Raw genomic sequence first — 15,671 nt, 5'->3', positions numbered from 1 at the left:
TTCCCGCCAGGCTTACGACTAATCTGCTAATACTGATAAAAATTGAATATTAAACCCAGACAAAAGGCAGTTATGGCAATGGAGCTGGCGCAGGTAATTGCAGCCGCAAAACAAGGCGACAAGCAAGCGTTTTACCAGCTTTATCAGCAGTATATCGGCCGGGTGTATGCTATTTGCTGGCGCTTACTAGCCAATAAGCAACAGGCTGAAGATGCCAGCCAGGAGGTGTTTATAAAGGTATGGCAGCAATTGCCTGCTTTTCGTGGTGACAGCAGTTTTGCCACCTGGTTGCATAGTGTGGCTACCCGCACAGCTATTGATCACTGGCGCCAGCAAAAATATCTGCGGCTGACCGACCGCAATGAGCAACAATGGGCTGAGCAGGAGCAGCAGGTCGGGCAGACAGCGCAAACTGTCGCCTGCAGCGGCGAGATGGCAGTGTTGGAGCAGGCCATTTTACGCTTACCCGCGCAGGCCCGGGCGGTATTTGTGTTGTTTGCGCTGGAGGGCTACCAGCATCAGGAAATTGCCGATTTATTAAATATTGCCGAGGGCAGTTCTAAAGCCCAGTACCACCGGGCCAGACAATTGCTTCAGGAGTGGTTAGCCGATGAATGAACAGCAACTTGAATTAGCGCTGCAGCAGCTTGAGCGCAATATTCAGCCAGAACGTGATTTATGGCCGGATATAACAGCCCGGCTGGACACGTTAGACAAGCCGGCAACGGCAGCGAGTGCAGCGGCCAACAGGCCAGGTTTACTGAGCCTGGCCAGTGCTGCCGCGCTGGTATTAGTGGCGCTGGTTGCCTGGCAACTGGTTGTGTTGCCGCTACCGGCACAGCGCTCTGCTGCCATGCCTTCAGCAGAGCTGATGTTACTGCAGGTATTCGAGCAGCAAAAATCCCGGCAGCTGGCACAGGTAACTGCCATTGCAGAAGGTTTCGACAACTGGCAGCAGCAATTATCAGTCTGGGATCAGGCCATCGCTCAGGTGCGCCGGGCCCTGCAACTTTATCCGGATGAACCGCAGCTGTTAGCGCAGTTGCAACAGTTATACCAACAGCAACTGGCGTATATCGAACGCGCCACCTTGCAACAACCCCAAATAAATAGTTAGAAAGTTAAGGAGAATAGTATGCAAAAAGTTACCCGGTTCGGGCTAAGCGCTTTTTTCAGCAGTGTATTGCTTTGTATGAGTTTGCTGGCGTGGGCGGACTCAAGAGAGGTGGTAAACGAAAGCCATAATGTCAGCGCCAATGAAAAAATATATATTGAAGTGATGAGCGGCGAAATTAGCATTAAGGCCGTGCCGGCCAGTAAGTTTACTGTAAATGGCAAACTGGATGGTAAAGCCACCGGCTATGTGCTGGACACCAAAGACGGCTTCAGCCGCTTTGAAATGACCATGCCACGCCAGGTAAATTACAGCACTAAAGATAAAGACAATATGGCGGAGCTCAGTTTCGAAGTGCCGGTCGGTAGTAGCGTTGAGTTCAAAGGCGTTAATGGTAATGTTGAGGTAACCGGTATTCATGGCAGTAGTGAGATCAGTACCGTCAATGGCAAGATTAGTGCTGATGACTTACGCACCAGTGTTAAGCTGCGTACCGTTAACGGCGAAATAAAGGTTAACGGCGCTCGTGGCCAGATTGAGCTTAATTCAGTCAATGGTGAAATCGAAGATAAAGGCTCCAGTGGCCGGCTGCGCTACGAAGTGGTTAACGGCAAAATTAACGGCCAGAGCAGTGCAGAAGAAGTCAGTATCAGCACAGTTAATGGTGATGCGAAACTGGAACTTGATGGCACTAAGCAACTTAAGCTCAGTACGGTAAATGGTGAAATTGAAGCTAAACTGCGCGGTGTTGCCAGCCCAAGAGTCAGCGGTAGCAGCGTCAGCGGCGATATTGAATTGAAGTTGGAAAGCAACACCAGTGCCCGCATTGACTTACGGGCATCAGCGGGTGGCAGCATTGACAATAAACTGAGCAGTGACAAAGCTACTAAAGCAAAGTATGGCCCGGCCCGCAGCCTGCAGTTTACCCTGGGCAATGGCGATGGCAGTGTGGAACTCACCACCGTCAGCGGTGATATTAAGCTGGAGAAGTTGTAATCAACATTACGGGCAGCTGCGGGTGGCTTGCCATGTCAAATCACCAGGCCGCGTAAGCGGCCTTGTTTATTCAGGTTTAGGGCTCTTCAGCAGAAAATTAGAGTTTTTATCAGGGGAAGTACTTCGGATAATTGGTACGGTTAAACGGCTTCAGATTGTATTGAGGTTGCAGAAAAGCAACTAAATCAACCAATTCATTCACTGTCATGACATCATTATAATTGCGCATTAAAGACTGACCGTCGTCATCAATGTAACCTTCACGTTTGAAGCCCGGAGCGATCTTATGCGAAGGGTTAATGATTGAGCTAACAAGCTCACCATAAGTTTTGATCTTAGTGACATCGCCGCCCAATGGTACTTTTTTTGGTAAATGTTGCTCAGCATTGCTGTCAGCTACTCCCTGCAGGGTATGACAGGATAGACATTGATAAGAAATAAATACCGCTTTTCCGGCTTCAACATTACCCTCTGGCAAGCTAAAACCTCTGGGTGACTCCGGGCCTTCTGAGCAGGCAATTAGTGCGAGGGCTGTTAACAATATCAGTATGACTTTCATTGTTTTCTCCATGCGGGTGGCTAAGACCAGTTTTTATTGGTCATTTAATAATCAGCCTAGTCCATTCTGGCAAATACAGATTGATGAGGATCAATTTTCATTGATGTTTTGCAGGTCAGTTATTTCGGCAGCTGTTAATTCCCGGTACTGCCCAACCGCCAGCTCCCCTAGTGGCAGGTCGCCGATGGCGGTGCGTTTTAACGCGGTAACCCGGTAACCCAGCGCTTTACACATATAGCGAATTTGCCGGTGCAGGCCCTGGGTCAGAATAATTTTAAATTGGCTGGTACCAGTGGCGCTCACCTGACAGGGCCGCGACTGGTAGTGGTTGGTGCCAAGCTGCCAGCTGACGCCCGCGGCCATCTGGCCGATGAAATCTGCAGTTAACGGTTTGTCTGTGTCAACCTGGTAGGTTTTGCTGTGCTGATAATCGGGGTGCATTAACCGCTGACACAGCGCGCCGTCGTTGCTAAGTAACAACATACCACTGGAGTCTTTATCGAGCCGGCCTACTGCAAACAGGCGCAGCGGAAGGGTTTTTAACAGCTGATGCAAACTGGCCGGGTCATCTGGCCGGTTATTACAATCGATGCCGACAGGTTTATGGTACAACATGTAACTAAGCGGTGGTGGCGCGAGAAGGGGGATATCGTCTATTAAGATGCGATCAGAATCGTCTATCAGGTCAGTATGCCTGGCGGCTATACCATTTACATTCACCCGGCCGGCAGTTATTAACCGCTCAGCGGCGCGGCGTGAACAGTGGCCGTTTTGGGCAATCCATTTTGCCAGGCGATGTTTAGTTTGTGGTCTGCTATTCAACAGGGTCTGCTTACTGTTATCTGCAAAACGCAATATTAGCGTACTCAGATAATAAAAAGCAGCACTCAGGGCATTTTGTAATAATACTGCCATTAATAGCTGTCAGACTTAGCCCTGTTACACCTTCCTTCCTGGATATTTTCACTCGGTTAGTGATGGGAGCTTCGGCTCCCGGTTTTTTCTGCCATCTTACTGATTTAGTTTTTTTCTTCGGTTAACCGGGTCGGATAACTCTGATAAATCAGCTGCACTGTCTCGTTAATCGCTTGCTGTGGGTTTGCCATGGCTTTTTTCGTCAGCCGGCCGTCAATCAGGCCTTGCCATACCAGCCGTTGTTCACTGGCATCAATAACATCAATTGTCACTGTACCTACTTTATACTCGGTTTTTTCTAATTGATTGCCAAATAGCGGAATACCAAACATAAAACTGCTGCTTCTGCCGTAATAGCCGTAACCGGCATTAATTGAAAACGGTGAGCTGCGCACATCACTGCGGGTTTCCACGTTGGTCATATAATTAACTAACAGCTGTGGATTTTGCTCACTGTACTGATAACCCAGCGCGGCCATCTCGGTATTAATAGCACTTTTAAAATGCTGGTCTAATAAGGTGGTATAGGCTTTAGTTTCAGCATCTTCAGTTTTTGCCTGTTCTGCCAGCGGTTCAGCCGAAGCGGCTTGCTCAGTTGCAGCGCGCTCTTCCGGGCTGGGCTGATAGAAGCCATAAGTCTGATACTGTTGAAAATTAACAGTCCGATCATAATCTACCATGGCCTGACGTGTGCTGGAACACGCGCTAAGCCCAAGTAACAGCGCAGCGCTAAGGCTGAAAATACGAACCTGCGTGTTATTAAAAATAGCCATAATTGCCTCTTAACAGCGTAAAACAATAACTTAAGTGTATAGTAGCTAAGACCCAAAGCTAAACAATAAGTTTGGTTAATTTGTAAAGCTGTAGTTCAGTAACGGTAAAACGAAGAGTGTAGTTCAGGGGGATGAACCCTGGCTGAGTGTTGGCACTCAGCCAGACCCTGCAAAGCAGGGCGGCAGATCAGGCGGTATTAAAACCGGTAATTAAACTGCACGGCCAGTAATTGTCCTTTGTTGCTGTACTGCCCCTGATAGCCGCTGGCGTAAAGTGGCTCATTCTGCACATTATATTCACGCTCATTTACCGACACATCACCGGTAAACAAATAACCATAAGCAATATCCATCGTTAACTGTTCAGTAAACTGCCAGTTACCGCCCACGGTAAGCCATACCCGGTCATCAGTCGGGATCCGGGCTGTTTTGTGTTCTGATGCAATCGGATTTTCGTCAAACGCCACTCCGGCTTTCAGGGTAAGCTCGGGCTGGAGAATATAGGTTGCCCCCAGCGCGAATGACCAGCTGTTTTGCCATTGCTGCGGAATATAGCCAATGTAACCAGCACTGTTCAGGTTGGGTGGCCGCTGGGTATTTAACGAGATACTCGGCGCCGGGTCGTTACTGACAATATCGATGCTCTGAAACTCGCTCCATTCGGTCCAGGCCAGGCTTAGCTGGACAGATAAGGCTTTGGTCAGTTGCTGATCCAGGCTGAATGCCGCACTGGCCGGCGTGGTAAGGGCTAATTGGCTGGCTTCTGTTAACTGGCTGGTTGCGGCCAGTTTGCCGGTGCTTAAATCGATAGCCGGTAATTGTGGCGCTACCACCTGATAATTCGGATTGCCCGCAGCGCTGGCGCCGGTGATAGGGGTATTGGTAATGACTGAATCACCTTGCAGCTGGTACCGTACTGGAGAATGCCAGGTCAGTGCTAACCGGGTGCCGGCAACCGGCTCGCCGTGAATGCCCAGGGTATAACCAACGGCAAAATCATCGCCGGCAACTTCGTACTGACTGTTGCAGTATGCGTCGTTATATACCGGTGCGCCGAACATGGCGTTGGTGGCTGCCTCGCCAAGCTCACACAAACCGCTGTGATCTTTGTATTTCGATAAGGTGCCTTCAATATGGTTTATCGATATGCCAGCACCGACAGACCACTTCTCATTTAACTTATAACCCACCGCAGGTTGCAGGCTTAATACCTGAATTGCCGTTTCATCGGCAAAGTAGCGGCCAACAAAATCGTTGTCGTAATTTGATGACAAGCCAAACGGCACATAAAAGCCAATGCCCCAGCTCAGTTGTTCCGACAGCTTGTTGGCGTAAAACACAAAAGGGACCAGCTCATTTAAACTATTTGCCCCTTCTGATCGTCCAACTACAGGTTGGCCGTTAGCACTTTGCGCGCTGGCATTGCGGTAGTTAGTTTTAGCGTTAATCAGGTTTAAACCGGCTGATAGCTCAGCGCCGCTGAGTCTGGTTAACGCGGCCGGGTTAGAATACACCAGGCTGGCATCGGTAATTTGGGCACCGCGTCCAGCATAGGCGTTGCCCATGCTACTGACCGATTGCTCAAATAATTTGTAACCTTCGGCAGATACACTGGCACTGCTGATGGTAAGTATTACAGCCAGGCTGAGGCGGCTTTTAGATAAATTCATGTGCTTACTCCGTAATTAACGTTTTGTCATTATAGAGAGGTCAGACCTTAGAGTATATGCACTATTTCCTGCTGTTTGGCCCATTTAACGCAATAACTCGCTATTTTTCACCAAATTTTAGCGTAACTCGCCAACTGCGGGGTGCCAATAATATTTGATTACATATTAAAGCTGTTTAACTGATTGAAATTAAATAATAAAAATATAAAATTCAGGCTGGCACAGGCTCTGCATTAGTCGCTACCAGTAGTAACAACTGATTTGAAATGCCGTTAGCCAACAACCTGACGGTAAGTGCATAACAAGGACCTAATAAAATGAAAAAGTTAACTCTGGTTGTGGCGTTATTCAGCTCTGCCGTTTTTTTAACAGGCTGTAATCAGGCCAACAGCAGCAGCAACAGTGATACCGCGGAAGTCATCGCAATACCGGTGGAAGCGTCCCTGGCACGCCGTGGCGAAATCAGCAGCAGTTACCACACCAATGCCACCCTGGCGGCGCGGGCGGAAACCGACGTTATCAGTAAAAGCAGCGGCATCGTCCAGCAAGTACTGGTGGAAGAGGGTGACTACGTTGAGGCTGGCCAGTTACTGGCAGTGCTGGAAAATGAGCGGCAGCGCTTTATGCTGGCCAAAGAGCAAGCCGAATTAAGCCGGTTGGATAGTGAACTGCAACGGATGGCTGAAATGTACCAGCGCAAATTAATCAGTACCGATGTGTATGAAAAGCTGCGTTGGCAACATGACTCAGTTAAAGCTTCTGTAGATTTAGCGGAGTTAAGCGTACGCGAAACTGAAATTCGTGCCCCTATCAGCGGCGTTGTGTCCCGTCGTTATGTAAAAACGGGTCAGTTAATAAGCCAGATGGCACCGCAGTCATTGTTTCATCTGGTAGCCAATGCAGAGCTGGAAGCCGTGGTCCATATCCCGGAGCAACAACTGGCGCAGGCGAAAGCGGGTCAGGCAGCCATTCTGCGTTTTGCCGGCATGTTACCGGTTAAAGCCAATGTTAGTCGTATTTCACCGGTGGTTGACGCCCAGTCAGGCACAGTGCGCACCACCCTGATTATCGACAACAGTGTCGGAGAGTTGCGCCCTGGCATGTTTGCCCAGGTAGAACTGAAATTTGATGTTAAACCAGAAGCGCTGCTGGTGCCTAAGCGGGCTATTATCACCATCGATAATCAGCACAGCGTGTTTGTGGTCGATGCTGAGGATAAAGTCAGCCGCAAAGCCGTGCATCTTGGTTACAGTTCAGATAGCACAGTTGAAATTTTAGATGGCGTGGCCACGGGCGAGAAAGTTGTTGTTGCCGGACAGGGCGCCCTGAAAGATCAAAGCTTAGTGACGGTAGTGACGACCCGCGAATTTTAACTGCTACGCCCGGCATTGCCGGGCAGTTAACCCCAGTAATGAACAAAAAATAAGAAAATACTGAAAAGGAATCGATTATGAAACTGGTTGATGTAGCGGTAGCGCGCCCGGTCACAATATGGATGTTTACCTTTGGCATCCTGTTATTTGGCTTAGTGTCCGCCGGACGACTGGCCGTTAATTTACTGCCTGACTTATCCTATCCCAGCTTAACCATTCGTACTGAATATCTGGGCGCGGCGCCGGTTGAAGTTGAGCAGCTGGTCAGCAAACCCATTGAGGAAGCACTGGGTATTGTCAAAGGCGTCCATAGAGTGCAATCCGTATCGCGCTCTGGCCGCTCTGATGTGGTACTGGAGTTTGACTGGGGCACAGATATGGACCTGGCCATGCTGGAAGTACGGGAAAAGCTTGACGTACTGATGCTGCCGCTGGATATAGAAAAACCACTTTTACTGCGTTTTAACCCTAACTTAGACCCGGTGGTAAGGTTAGCATTAAGTCGGGAAGCTGGCATCAGCAGCGAGCGAGAGCTGGTGTCGCTGCGTACTTACGCTGAAGAAGATTTACGCCGCAAACTGGAAGCGATGCCTGGTATCGCAGCGGTGCGGCCGGACGGCGGTTTAAACCAGGAAATTCAGGTACTGGTCGACCCGAATAAACTAAGCCAGCTGCAGCTGGATATCGGTTTAATCAGCAGCCGGCTGGCCGAGGAAAACATCAATCTGGCTGGTGGCCGGCTGGAAACCCCGGGTTACGATTTTCTGGTAAGAACCATTAACCAGTTTGCCGATTTATCCGCGATTGAAAACCTCTATCTGGCGACGGTCGGCAATTCACAAATTCGCTTAAAAGATGTCGCCACCGTGGTCGATGCCTATGCTGATCGCAAAAGCGTGACTTACGTTAACGGCGCTGAAGCCATTGAAGTTGCCATTTATAAGGAGGGGGATGCCAACACTGTTAAAGTTGCAGAATCGCTGCTGGCGCAGTTGCCTGAACTACGCAAAGGGCTGCCGCAGGATTACAGTCTGACCCTGGTGTACGACCAGTCTGCCTTTATTAAACAGGCGATCAGTGAAGTGAAGTCGGCCGGCATAGTCGGTGGTTTACTGGCGATGCTGGTGTTGTATTTATTTTTGCGTAATGTCTGGGCTACGGTAATTATTTCGGTATCTATTCCCGTTTCAATTATAGCTACTTTTAATCTGATGTACGGTCAGGGTATTACCCTGAATATGATGAGCCTGGGCGGCATTGCCCTGGCCGTCGGTCTACTGGTCGATAACGCCATCGTGGTGCTGGAAAACATAGCCCGCCACAAAGAGCAGGGTAAATCTGCGCCCGAGGCAGCGAGAACCGGTACCGGCGAAGTGGCGATGGCGATCACTGCCTCAACCCTGACCACCGTCGCGGTGTTTTTTCCGCTGGTGTTTGTAGAAGGAATTGCCGGCCAGCTTTTTAAAGATCAGGCGTTAACAGTTACTTTTGCTTTATTAGTCTCGCTGGTGGTGGCGCTGACCCTGATCCCAACTATGGCGGCCCGTCAGCGCCGGGTTAGTAGTGCTGCCGAAGTTGAACCGGCAGCAGCCAGCGTAAAAGGCACCCGCTGGTATCATAAACTGGGCCGTATCTTGTGGTGGGTGCCCGGGATGATTTTTAAAGGCCTCTATTTCATCTTACTTGGCCTGCTAAGCCTGTTTACGTTGCTGTGGCGGGCAGTCAGCCGGGTCCTCGGGCTGGTATTTAAACCGCTGCTGTTTGTGGTTAAAGCTGGTCTGGACGGTCTTACCCGCGCTTATCGCCGTTTACTAAGTGGCGCACTGCAGGCTAAATGGCTGACCATTGGCAGCACCTTGTTGGTGGCAGGGTTATGTTACAGCTTGTTACCACGCCTAGGTGCCGATGTGATCCCGGAGCTGAGTCAGGGCGAATTTTATGTTGAAGTGCAACTGCCGATTGGCAGTGCCATTGAACAAACCGATGCTGTGCTAAAAGAACTGGCAGCAGTTGCCACACCGCTGGCCGGGGTTGCTCGTAGTTACGGCCAGGTAGGAACCGGTGCCCAGATGACAGTAGACCCGGCCATTGGCGGCAGCCACTGGGGCCGGTTGAACATTGTGATGCTGCCCGGCACTGATGCCCGGGCCGAACAGCAGGTAACTGAACAGTTACGCCAGCATATTGCTGGTATGGCCGGGGTTAAAGCCCGTTTCGATAAGCCGGAACTATTTAGTTTTGCTACCCCGCTGGAAATTGAGTTAACTGGCTTTGAACTGGCCGAACTGAAGCAGGCTGCTGATCAGCTGCTGACAAGCCTGGCTGCGGAGCCGCGTTTTACTGATGTTAAAACCAGCCTGCGGCCGGGACAGCCGGAAATAACCCTCTACTTTGACCATGCCCGGCTGGCACAGCTTGGCATGACGGCGCAGCAGGTCGCAAAACGGGTAGCGGTGTATGTTGGTGGCGAAGTCGCGGGCCAGTATTCGGTGAATGACCGCAAAATCGATATCCGGGTTCGTCTGGCTGAGGAATACCGGCAAAATGAGCAACAGTTAGCATCGCTGATTATTAACCCGGGCAGTGCCCAGCCATTACCTTTGTCGGCAGTAGCCGATATTCGTCGCGAACTTGGCCCCAGCGAAATTACCCGGGTTGCCCAGCAACGGGTGGCTATTGTCAGTGCTAACCTGGCTTTTGGTGACTTAGAGCAAGCCACCGCCAGCGCCCGTGCCATTGTAGCAAAGCAAAGCCTGCCATTTGGCGTTAGCGCCATGGTGGCCGGCCAGAGCGAAGAAATGCAGCGGGCCTATAGCTCACTGACTATGGCATTGTTACTGGCTGTTTTCCTGGTGTACTTAGTAATGGCCTCACAGTTTGAGAATCTGCTGCAGCCGCTGCTTATTTTATTTACGGTACCGCTGGCCGGTGCCGGCGCTATTCTTGGCTTGTGGTTAACCGATACCCGGTTGTCCGTCATCGTGTTTATTGGTCTGATTATGCTGGCTGGTATTGTGGTTAACAATGCCATTGTGCTGATCGACCGGATTAACCAGTTACGGCAGAGCGGAATGGCGTTAACCGACGCGATTATTGAAGGCGGCGCCAGCCGTTTGCGGCCGGTACTGATGACCACTCTGACTACGGTATTGGGCTTACTGCCAATGGCGCTGGGTGGCGGCGACGGCAGTGAAATCCGCGCTCCGATGGCTGTTACCGTTATTTTTGGCTTACTGTTATCGACCTTACTGACTCTGGTATTTATTCCGGTGTTATATGGATTATTCAGCCGGCAACAGCAAGCTGCTGAGCCGGCTGTGGTAGCGGGCAATACGCAGGAGGCGGTATGACTGAGAAACCCTTAGCCATTACCCGGCTGGCATTAAGCCGGCCGGTTACCGTCACTATGTTATTTATTTCGTTGCTGTTATTCGGCGGCCTGGCCAGCCGGTTACTGCCACTGGAGATGTTCCCGGGTATTGATATTCCGCAGTTATATGTCAATGTGCCGTATAACAATGCCAGCCCGGCGGAAGTTGAGCGGCTGATCACCCGGCCGCTGGAAGAAGCACTGGCGACGGTCAGCGGTATTAAACAAATGCGCAGTTTTTCCAATGAAAACAGCGGTGAGGTGTCACTGGAGTTTAACTGGAGTGAAAATATCGGCAGTAAGAGCCTGGAAGTGCGCGAGCGGATAGATACAGTGCGCCATTTACTGCCGGATGATGTGGAGCGGGTGCTGGTATTTCAGTTCAATACTGACGATATGCCGATATTTCAGTTACGGATATCGTCTGAGCGTGACCTGGCTATGGCCTACGACTTGCTGGAGCAGCAGATAAAGCGGCCGCTGGAACGGGTGCAGGGGGTGTCAAAGGTTGAATTATATGGGGTGGAGAAACGCCAGGTCATTATCAGGCTTGACCCGGATAAACTAAAAGCGCTGAATGTGGATGCCAATGCATTATTGGCGCAGCTGCGGGGCAGTAACTTTGCCCTGACCGCCGGCGAGCTTAGAAACGCTGAACAGAGTGTTTTAATTAAGCCGTTGGGAGAGTACCGCGAGCTGGCTGAAATTGAACGGCTGCCGGTGCGGCCGGGTTTAATGCTGCGTGACGTCGCCAGCATCGCCCTGGAACTGCCAAAGCGGGAAGACGGTCGGCACTTAAACCAGACTTATGCCGTCGGCATGAATGTGTTTAAAGAGTCGGGAGCTAATCTGGTTGAGGTTGCTAAGGCCGCAATGGCCGTGGTGGAAGCGGCCGACAGCAATCCGGCTTTTAACGGTATAAATCTGTACATTATGGACGATGTCGCGGATGGTGTTACAACCTCACTTAAAGACTTATTAATGGCCGGAGCAATTGGCGCTTTGTTGTCTTTTGTGGTGCTGTACTTATTTTTGCGGCATTTGACCACCACCCTGGTGGTCGTACTGTCGGTACCCAGTGCCATTATTATTGCGCTGGGCGCCATGTACTTTATGGGTTACAGCCTGAATATCCTCAGCATGATGGGTTTAATGCTGGCCATAGGGATGCTGGTTGATAATGCGGTGGTGGTTACCGAGAGTATTTTTCGTGAGCGCGCGGCAGGGGGCGATATCCGGGCTGCCACCGAGCGCGGTGTGCGCCGGGTAAGCCTGGCAGTGCTGGCCGGCACCGCCACTACGGCTATCGTGTTTTTACCAAATATTATCGGCCAGAAAATGCAGCTGACTATTTTCCTTGAGCACGTGGCAATTGCCATTTGTCTGTGTCTGGCGATTTCGCTGGTGATGGCACTAAGCCTGATCCCATTGTTAACCACCAAATTAAAAGCTATTCCGGTTGAGAACGCTAACGGCAGCAAGCTGGATCGCCTATACAAGCGCAGCCTGCAAGGGGTAATGAACTGGCCAAAACTGTCGGCACTGGCTGCTGTGCTGGTGCTGGCCAGTATAGTTGTGCCAATGGGCTCTATGGGATCAGACGACGGTGATGATGGCGACAATGGCCGGTTGTTTCTTAACTATCATATTCAGGGCAATTACAGCCTGGAAGAAGTGCGCGATGAAGTCAGTCTGATGGAGGCTTACCTGTACAGCCGGCAGGACGAGCTGCATATCGAGTCGGTTTACAGCTACTACACCGCCGGTTATGCCATGTCGATTATCTTATTAAAAGAGCAGCCGCCGCTGAGCCTGACCCAGCTAAAAGATAAAATTCGCAGCGACTGGCCCACGTTGGTGCGGGCCCGACCCGTGTTTGGCTGGGGCGGCGGCGGTGGTATGCAATTGCATTTGCTGGGTAATTCTACTGAAGTACTGATGGAATTATCTGAAATGCTGGTGCCCATGCTGCAAGGGTTACCCAGTCTGGAAGATGTTACCTCTGATTTAACCGATGGCCAGCAGGAAGTACAAATTATCCTCAACCACCAGCAACTGGAACGTTATGGTGTCAGTGCGCAGCAAGTGGCACAAAGTGTATCACTGGCCCTGCGTGGGGTTAATTTACGCACCTTTCGCAGTCCGGAACAGGGCGAACTGCTGCTGCGGCTGATTTATGACGAGAAAATCAGCCAGTCGGTTGCAGAATTAGAGCAGCTGCCGGTGACCAGCGCCAATGGCGTGCCGATAACCCTGGCACAACTGGCTGACTTAAACATTATGCCGCGATTATCCAGCATCCGCCGCTTTGACCGGGCTACTGGTGTCGCCATTCAGATGAACCCGGCCAAAGATTCCGATATGGACAAAGCCCGGGCCGATATTGAACAGCTGATGAAAAGTGTGGCCCTGCCGGAAGGTTACCGCTGGTCGTTTCGTGGCAGTTTTCAGCGCCAGGACGAGGAGCAACAGGTAATGATGGTCAATATGCTGCTGGCAGTAGCGATGATCTACATTGTGATGGCGGCATTATTTGAATCTTTGTTACTGCCCACTGCAGTCATTGGTTCGTTGCTGTTCTCCCTGGTAGGGGTGTTCTGGACCTTCCTGTTAACCGGCACCGGTATGGGGGTGATGGGCATGATTGGTATGCTGGTGCTGATGGGAATTGTGGTCAACAACGGTATAGTACTGGTGGACAGGATAAATCAGGACCGCGAGTTGCTGCCATTGCAGGACCTGAAAACCACTATTATTCATGCCTGTGAAGCGCGCTTAAAACCGATACTGATGACAGTGTCAACCACAGTGCTGGGCTTGTTGCCGCTGGCAATGGGTGGCACCCAGATTGGTGGCGGTGGCCCCAGCTATGCGCCGATGGCGATTGCCATCATTGGCGGGCTGCTATTCTCAACCTTAACCAGCTTACTGTTAGTGCCGTTAACCTACTACGGTTTATTGAAACTGCGTGCTGCCTGCGGCCGGCTGGTCAACCGCAGCCGCAAAATCAGTGACAAAGTGTTACTGGCGGCCAAAACCGGACCACAACCTCCGGGCTAATTTAACGTTGCGGCCGGCGGGCAGAGTTCATACAATGCCTGCCGCCTTTCGCAAGTTCGCCACCGAGAGTTGTAATGGACGCTTTATTTTCATCGTTTTCTGCCGTCGCCATCGCTGAAATTGGCGACAAAACCCAATTGTTATCGTTATTTCTGGCGGCACGGTTTCGGGCCAAAGGCGCCATTATTGCCGGTATTCTGGTGGCGACTTTACTTAACCATGCGGCATCAGCCTGGCTGGGTGTCTGGCTGGCACAGTTTATCGCGCCGGCGATTGGCCCCTGGTTACTCGGCGGCTCTTTTATTGTGGTTGGTTTATGGCTGCTTATTCCTGATAAAGATGACAGTAATGAGACCGGGGTACTGAAATACGGAGCTTTTGCGGCCAGTTGTATTTTGTTTTTTCTGGCCGAAATCGGTGATAAAACCCAGATTGCGACCGTTATTCTGGCGGCGACCTTTGAGGACGCAGTCTGGATGGTAATTTGGGGTACCACCCTTGGCATGCTGGCGGCCAATGTGCCGGTGGTATATGCCGGCAGCTGGCTGCTGCAAAAAGTGTCGCTGGACTGGGCCCGGCGTGTCGCTTGCGCGGTCTTTATCATCCTGGGGGTGCTAACCATACTCTCAGCATAAAGAATTTACGCTGCCCGTTATCAGCCAGGGTTCAGCCGGGATCGGTTCTGATAGCGTCACGCAATACAAAAATGCTGGCGTTTACCGGCAACCGGAGAGAATTATTATGATAAAAACAATACTGTTTGGCGCAGGTTTATTGGCCTTTGTTCCTGCCTATGCTGCTACGGTGCTGACCGACCAAAACCTGAGCCGGTTGGAAGCGGCTCTACCGAAGCTGGCGCAAATAAAACAGGATGATGTAGGCTCGTTGCACAAGGTAAGGCTGCAGCGCCACTGTGACTGGCCGCGCCATGCGACTGAGATGAGGGCCCAGCAGCAGGGTAAAAGCTACCTGGCCGAGGTGGATAATATTCTGGCTGAACATCAGTTAAGCCCGGCATTATTTATGGAACTCACAGCCAAAAGCAGCTGGCCATTGCTGCAGTCATTGCAACCGGTATTAGCAGTTACCCGGCAAACCTTACCGTTTTTACCGCAAGCGCAGCAGGAGCAGGCCCGGCAATTGCTGGCCCAGACTGACAATATGACACAGGTGGTAGAACCGTGTTTATCTGAGGCGGACAGCAAGGCGCTGCGCCAGCATCAACATCGGTTAATTGCCCTGGCCAGCAAACTGCCGGGCAGTATTTTACCGGCGCAGCCGGGTGCTGCAGGCAAGCCTGACTAACCCCATTTCGCCGTGGAACAAACATGGAAGGAACAGGATGAATAGTGTCACAATTCTGGTTGATGTACAGAATATCTACTACACCAGCCGCCAGGCTTTTGGCAAAAGCTTTGACTACAACGCATTCTGGGCACAGGTGACAGCCGGGCGCAAGGTGGATAAAGCCATCGCCTATGCCATAGACCGCGGTGATGAAAAACAGCGCCAGTTCCAGAATATTCTGCGGGCTATCGGTTTTGAAGTAAAACTGAAACCCTTTATTCAGCGCGCTGATGGCTCAGCCAAGGGCGACTGGGACGTTGGCATTACCCTGGATGCTATTGAATACGGCCAGCACAGTGATGTGCTGGTGCTGGCCTCGGGTGACGGCGACTTTGCCCTGCTGGCCGAGCGCCTGATCAGCAAATACCAGACTGAAGTAGAGGTTTATGGTGTCCCAAGCCTGACGGCGCAGGCCCTGGTTAACGCCGCCAGCCGTTTTATACCCATTGGCCCGGAACTATTGCTCGGTTAAGCCCGAAAACCATTTTCATATC

At 51.2% G+C, this 15,671-nt stretch carries 13 protein-coding genes; 9 read left to right on the top strand and 4 right to left on the bottom strand.

What is annotated here, in order from left to right; all coding sequences use genetic code 11:
• Positions 1-72: 72 nt before the first annotated feature.
• Genes CRO03_RS02935 through CRO03_RS02925 form a run of 3 tightly spaced genes read left to right on the top strand, consistent with a single transcriptional unit; the run spans position 73 to position 2,110 of the window.
• Entirely contained in the window at positions 73-618 is a 546-nt protein-coding gene (locus tag CRO03_RS02935; RefSeq protein WP_097110059.1) for an RNA polymerase sigma factor, read from the top strand.
• Positions 611-1,117: a hypothetical protein gene (locus CRO03_RS02930; protein ID WP_097110058.1), complete on the top strand. Its 507-nt coding sequence runs from the start codon at positions 611-613 to the stop codon at positions 1,115-1,117. The genes CRO03_RS02935 and CRO03_RS02930 overlap by 8 nt, the downstream gene beginning before the upstream one ends.
• An 18-nt stretch (positions 1,118-1,135) precedes the next feature.
• Positions 1,136-2,110 (top strand): DUF4097 family beta strand repeat-containing protein, encoded by a 975-nt coding sequence (locus tag CRO03_RS02925; RefSeq protein WP_097110057.1) that lies wholly within the window; start codon positions 1,136-1,138, stop codon positions 2,108-2,110.
• Between the two features lie 109 nt (positions 2,111-2,219).
• Here CRO03_RS02925 and CRO03_RS02920 read toward each other — a convergent pair whose 3' ends face one another.
• The 4 genes from CRO03_RS02920 to CRO03_RS02905 all read right to left on the bottom strand — a co-directional run bounded on the left by CRO03_RS02920 (position 2,220) and on the right by CRO03_RS02905 (position 6,027).
• Positions 2,220-2,669: a c-type cytochrome gene (locus tag CRO03_RS02920; protein WP_097110056.1), complete on the bottom strand. Its 450-nt coding sequence runs from the start codon at positions 2,667-2,669 to the stop codon at positions 2,220-2,222.
• Positions 2,670-2,759: 90 nt separating this feature from the next.
• Positions 2,760-3,584 carry a pseudouridine synthase gene (locus CRO03_RS02915; RefSeq protein ID WP_097110055.1) on the bottom strand — a complete coding sequence of 275 codons (825 nt, stop codon included), beginning with the start codon at positions 3,582-3,584 and terminating at the stop codon, positions 2,760-2,762.
• Positions 3,585-3,688: 104 nt separating this feature from the next.
• Positions 3,689-4,357, bottom strand: a complete 669-nt coding sequence (locus CRO03_RS02910; RefSeq protein ID WP_097110054.1) for a DUF4136 domain-containing protein — start codon at positions 4,355-4,357, stop codon at positions 3,689-3,691.
• A gap of 197 nt (positions 4,358-4,554) precedes the next feature.
• Positions 4,555-6,027 (bottom strand): OmpP1/FadL family transporter, encoded by a 1,473-nt coding sequence (locus CRO03_RS02905; RefSeq protein ID WP_097110053.1) that lies wholly within the window; start codon positions 6,025-6,027, stop codon positions 4,555-4,557.
• A 317-nt stretch (positions 6,028-6,344) separates the two neighbouring features.
• Between CRO03_RS02905 and CRO03_RS02900 the strand changes: the two genes are divergently transcribed.
• The 6 genes from CRO03_RS02900 (at position 6,345) to CRO03_RS02875 (ending at position 15,649) form a co-directional block, all read left to right on the top strand.
• Positions 6,345-7,400, top strand: coding sequence for an efflux RND transporter periplasmic adaptor subunit (locus tag CRO03_RS02900; protein WP_097110052.1), 1,056 nt, complete (start codon positions 6,345-6,347; stop codon positions 7,398-7,400).
• Positions 7,401-7,477: 77 nt separating this feature from the next.
• Positions 7,478-10,750: an efflux RND transporter permease subunit gene (locus tag CRO03_RS02895; protein WP_097110051.1), complete on the top strand. Its 3,273-nt coding sequence runs from the start codon at positions 7,478-7,480 to the stop codon at positions 10,748-10,750.
• Complete coding sequence (locus CRO03_RS02890; protein WP_097110050.1) at positions 10,747-13,830, top strand: efflux RND transporter permease subunit; 3,084 nt, start codon at positions 10,747-10,749, stop codon at positions 13,828-13,830. The genes CRO03_RS02895 and CRO03_RS02890 overlap by 4 nt, the downstream gene beginning before the upstream one ends.
• A 74-nt stretch (positions 13,831-13,904) precedes the next feature.
• On the top strand, positions 13,905-14,465 hold the full coding sequence (locus CRO03_RS02885) for a TMEM165/GDT1 family protein (RefSeq protein WP_097110049.1): 561 nt from the start codon (positions 13,905-13,907) through the stop codon (positions 14,463-14,465).
• 106 nt (positions 14,466-14,571) lie between these two features.
• Positions 14,572-15,135: a hypothetical protein gene (locus CRO03_RS02880; protein ID WP_097110048.1), complete on the top strand. Its 564-nt coding sequence runs from the start codon at positions 14,572-14,574 to the stop codon at positions 15,133-15,135.
• A 37-nt stretch (positions 15,136-15,172) separates the two neighbouring features.
• Positions 15,173-15,649, top strand: coding sequence for an NYN domain-containing protein (locus tag CRO03_RS02875; RefSeq protein ID WP_097110047.1), 477 nt, complete (start codon positions 15,173-15,175; stop codon positions 15,647-15,649).
• The last annotated feature ends 22 nt before the right edge of the window (positions 15,650-15,671 follow it).

This window comes from Arsukibacterium tuosuense, from assembly GCF_900215315.1.
GTDB classification, from domain to species: domain Bacteria; phylum Pseudomonadota; class Gammaproteobacteria; order Enterobacterales; family Alteromonadaceae; genus Alishewanella; species Alishewanella tuosuense.
Note: the sequence above shows the minus strand (reverse complement) of the source record. Positions and strands in the feature narration are given on the sequence as shown.

Coding starts and splice junctions, on each gene's coding strand:
- CRO03_RS02935 (WP_097110059.1), top strand. CDS start 73: ATGGCAATGGAGCTGGCGCAGGTAATTGCAGCCGCAAAACAAGGCGAC.
- CRO03_RS02930 (WP_097110058.1), top strand. CDS start 611: ATGAATGAACAGCAACTTGAATTAGCGCTGCAGCAGCTTGAGCGCAAT.
- CRO03_RS02925 (WP_097110057.1), top strand. CDS start 1,136: ATGCAAAAAGTTACCCGGTTCGGGCTAAGCGCTTTTTTCAGCAGTGTA.
- CRO03_RS02920 (WP_097110056.1), bottom strand. CDS start 2,669: ATGAAAGTCATACTGATATTGTTAACAGCCCTCGCACTAATTGCCTGC.
- CRO03_RS02915 (WP_097110055.1), bottom strand. CDS start 3,584: ATGGCAGTATTATTACAAAATGCCCTGAGTGCTGCTTTTTATTATCTG.
- CRO03_RS02910 (WP_097110054.1), bottom strand. CDS start 4,357: ATGGCTATTTTTAATAACACGCAGGTTCGTATTTTCAGCCTTAGCGCT.
- CRO03_RS02905 (WP_097110053.1), bottom strand. CDS start 6,027: ATGAATTTATCTAAAAGCCGCCTCAGCCTGGCTGTAATACTTACCATC.
- CRO03_RS02900 (WP_097110052.1), top strand. CDS start 6,345: ATGAAAAAGTTAACTCTGGTTGTGGCGTTATTCAGCTCTGCCGTTTTT.
- CRO03_RS02895 (WP_097110051.1), top strand. CDS start 7,478: ATGAAACTGGTTGATGTAGCGGTAGCGCGCCCGGTCACAATATGGATG.
- CRO03_RS02890 (WP_097110050.1), top strand. CDS start 10,747: ATGACTGAGAAACCCTTAGCCATTACCCGGCTGGCATTAAGCCGGCCG.
- CRO03_RS02885 (WP_097110049.1), top strand. CDS start 13,905: ATGGACGCTTTATTTTCATCGTTTTCTGCCGTCGCCATCGCTGAAATT.
- CRO03_RS02880 (WP_097110048.1), top strand. CDS start 14,572: ATGATAAAAACAATACTGTTTGGCGCAGGTTTATTGGCCTTTGTTCCT.
- CRO03_RS02875 (WP_097110047.1), top strand. CDS start 15,173: ATGAATAGTGTCACAATTCTGGTTGATGTACAGAATATCTACTACACC.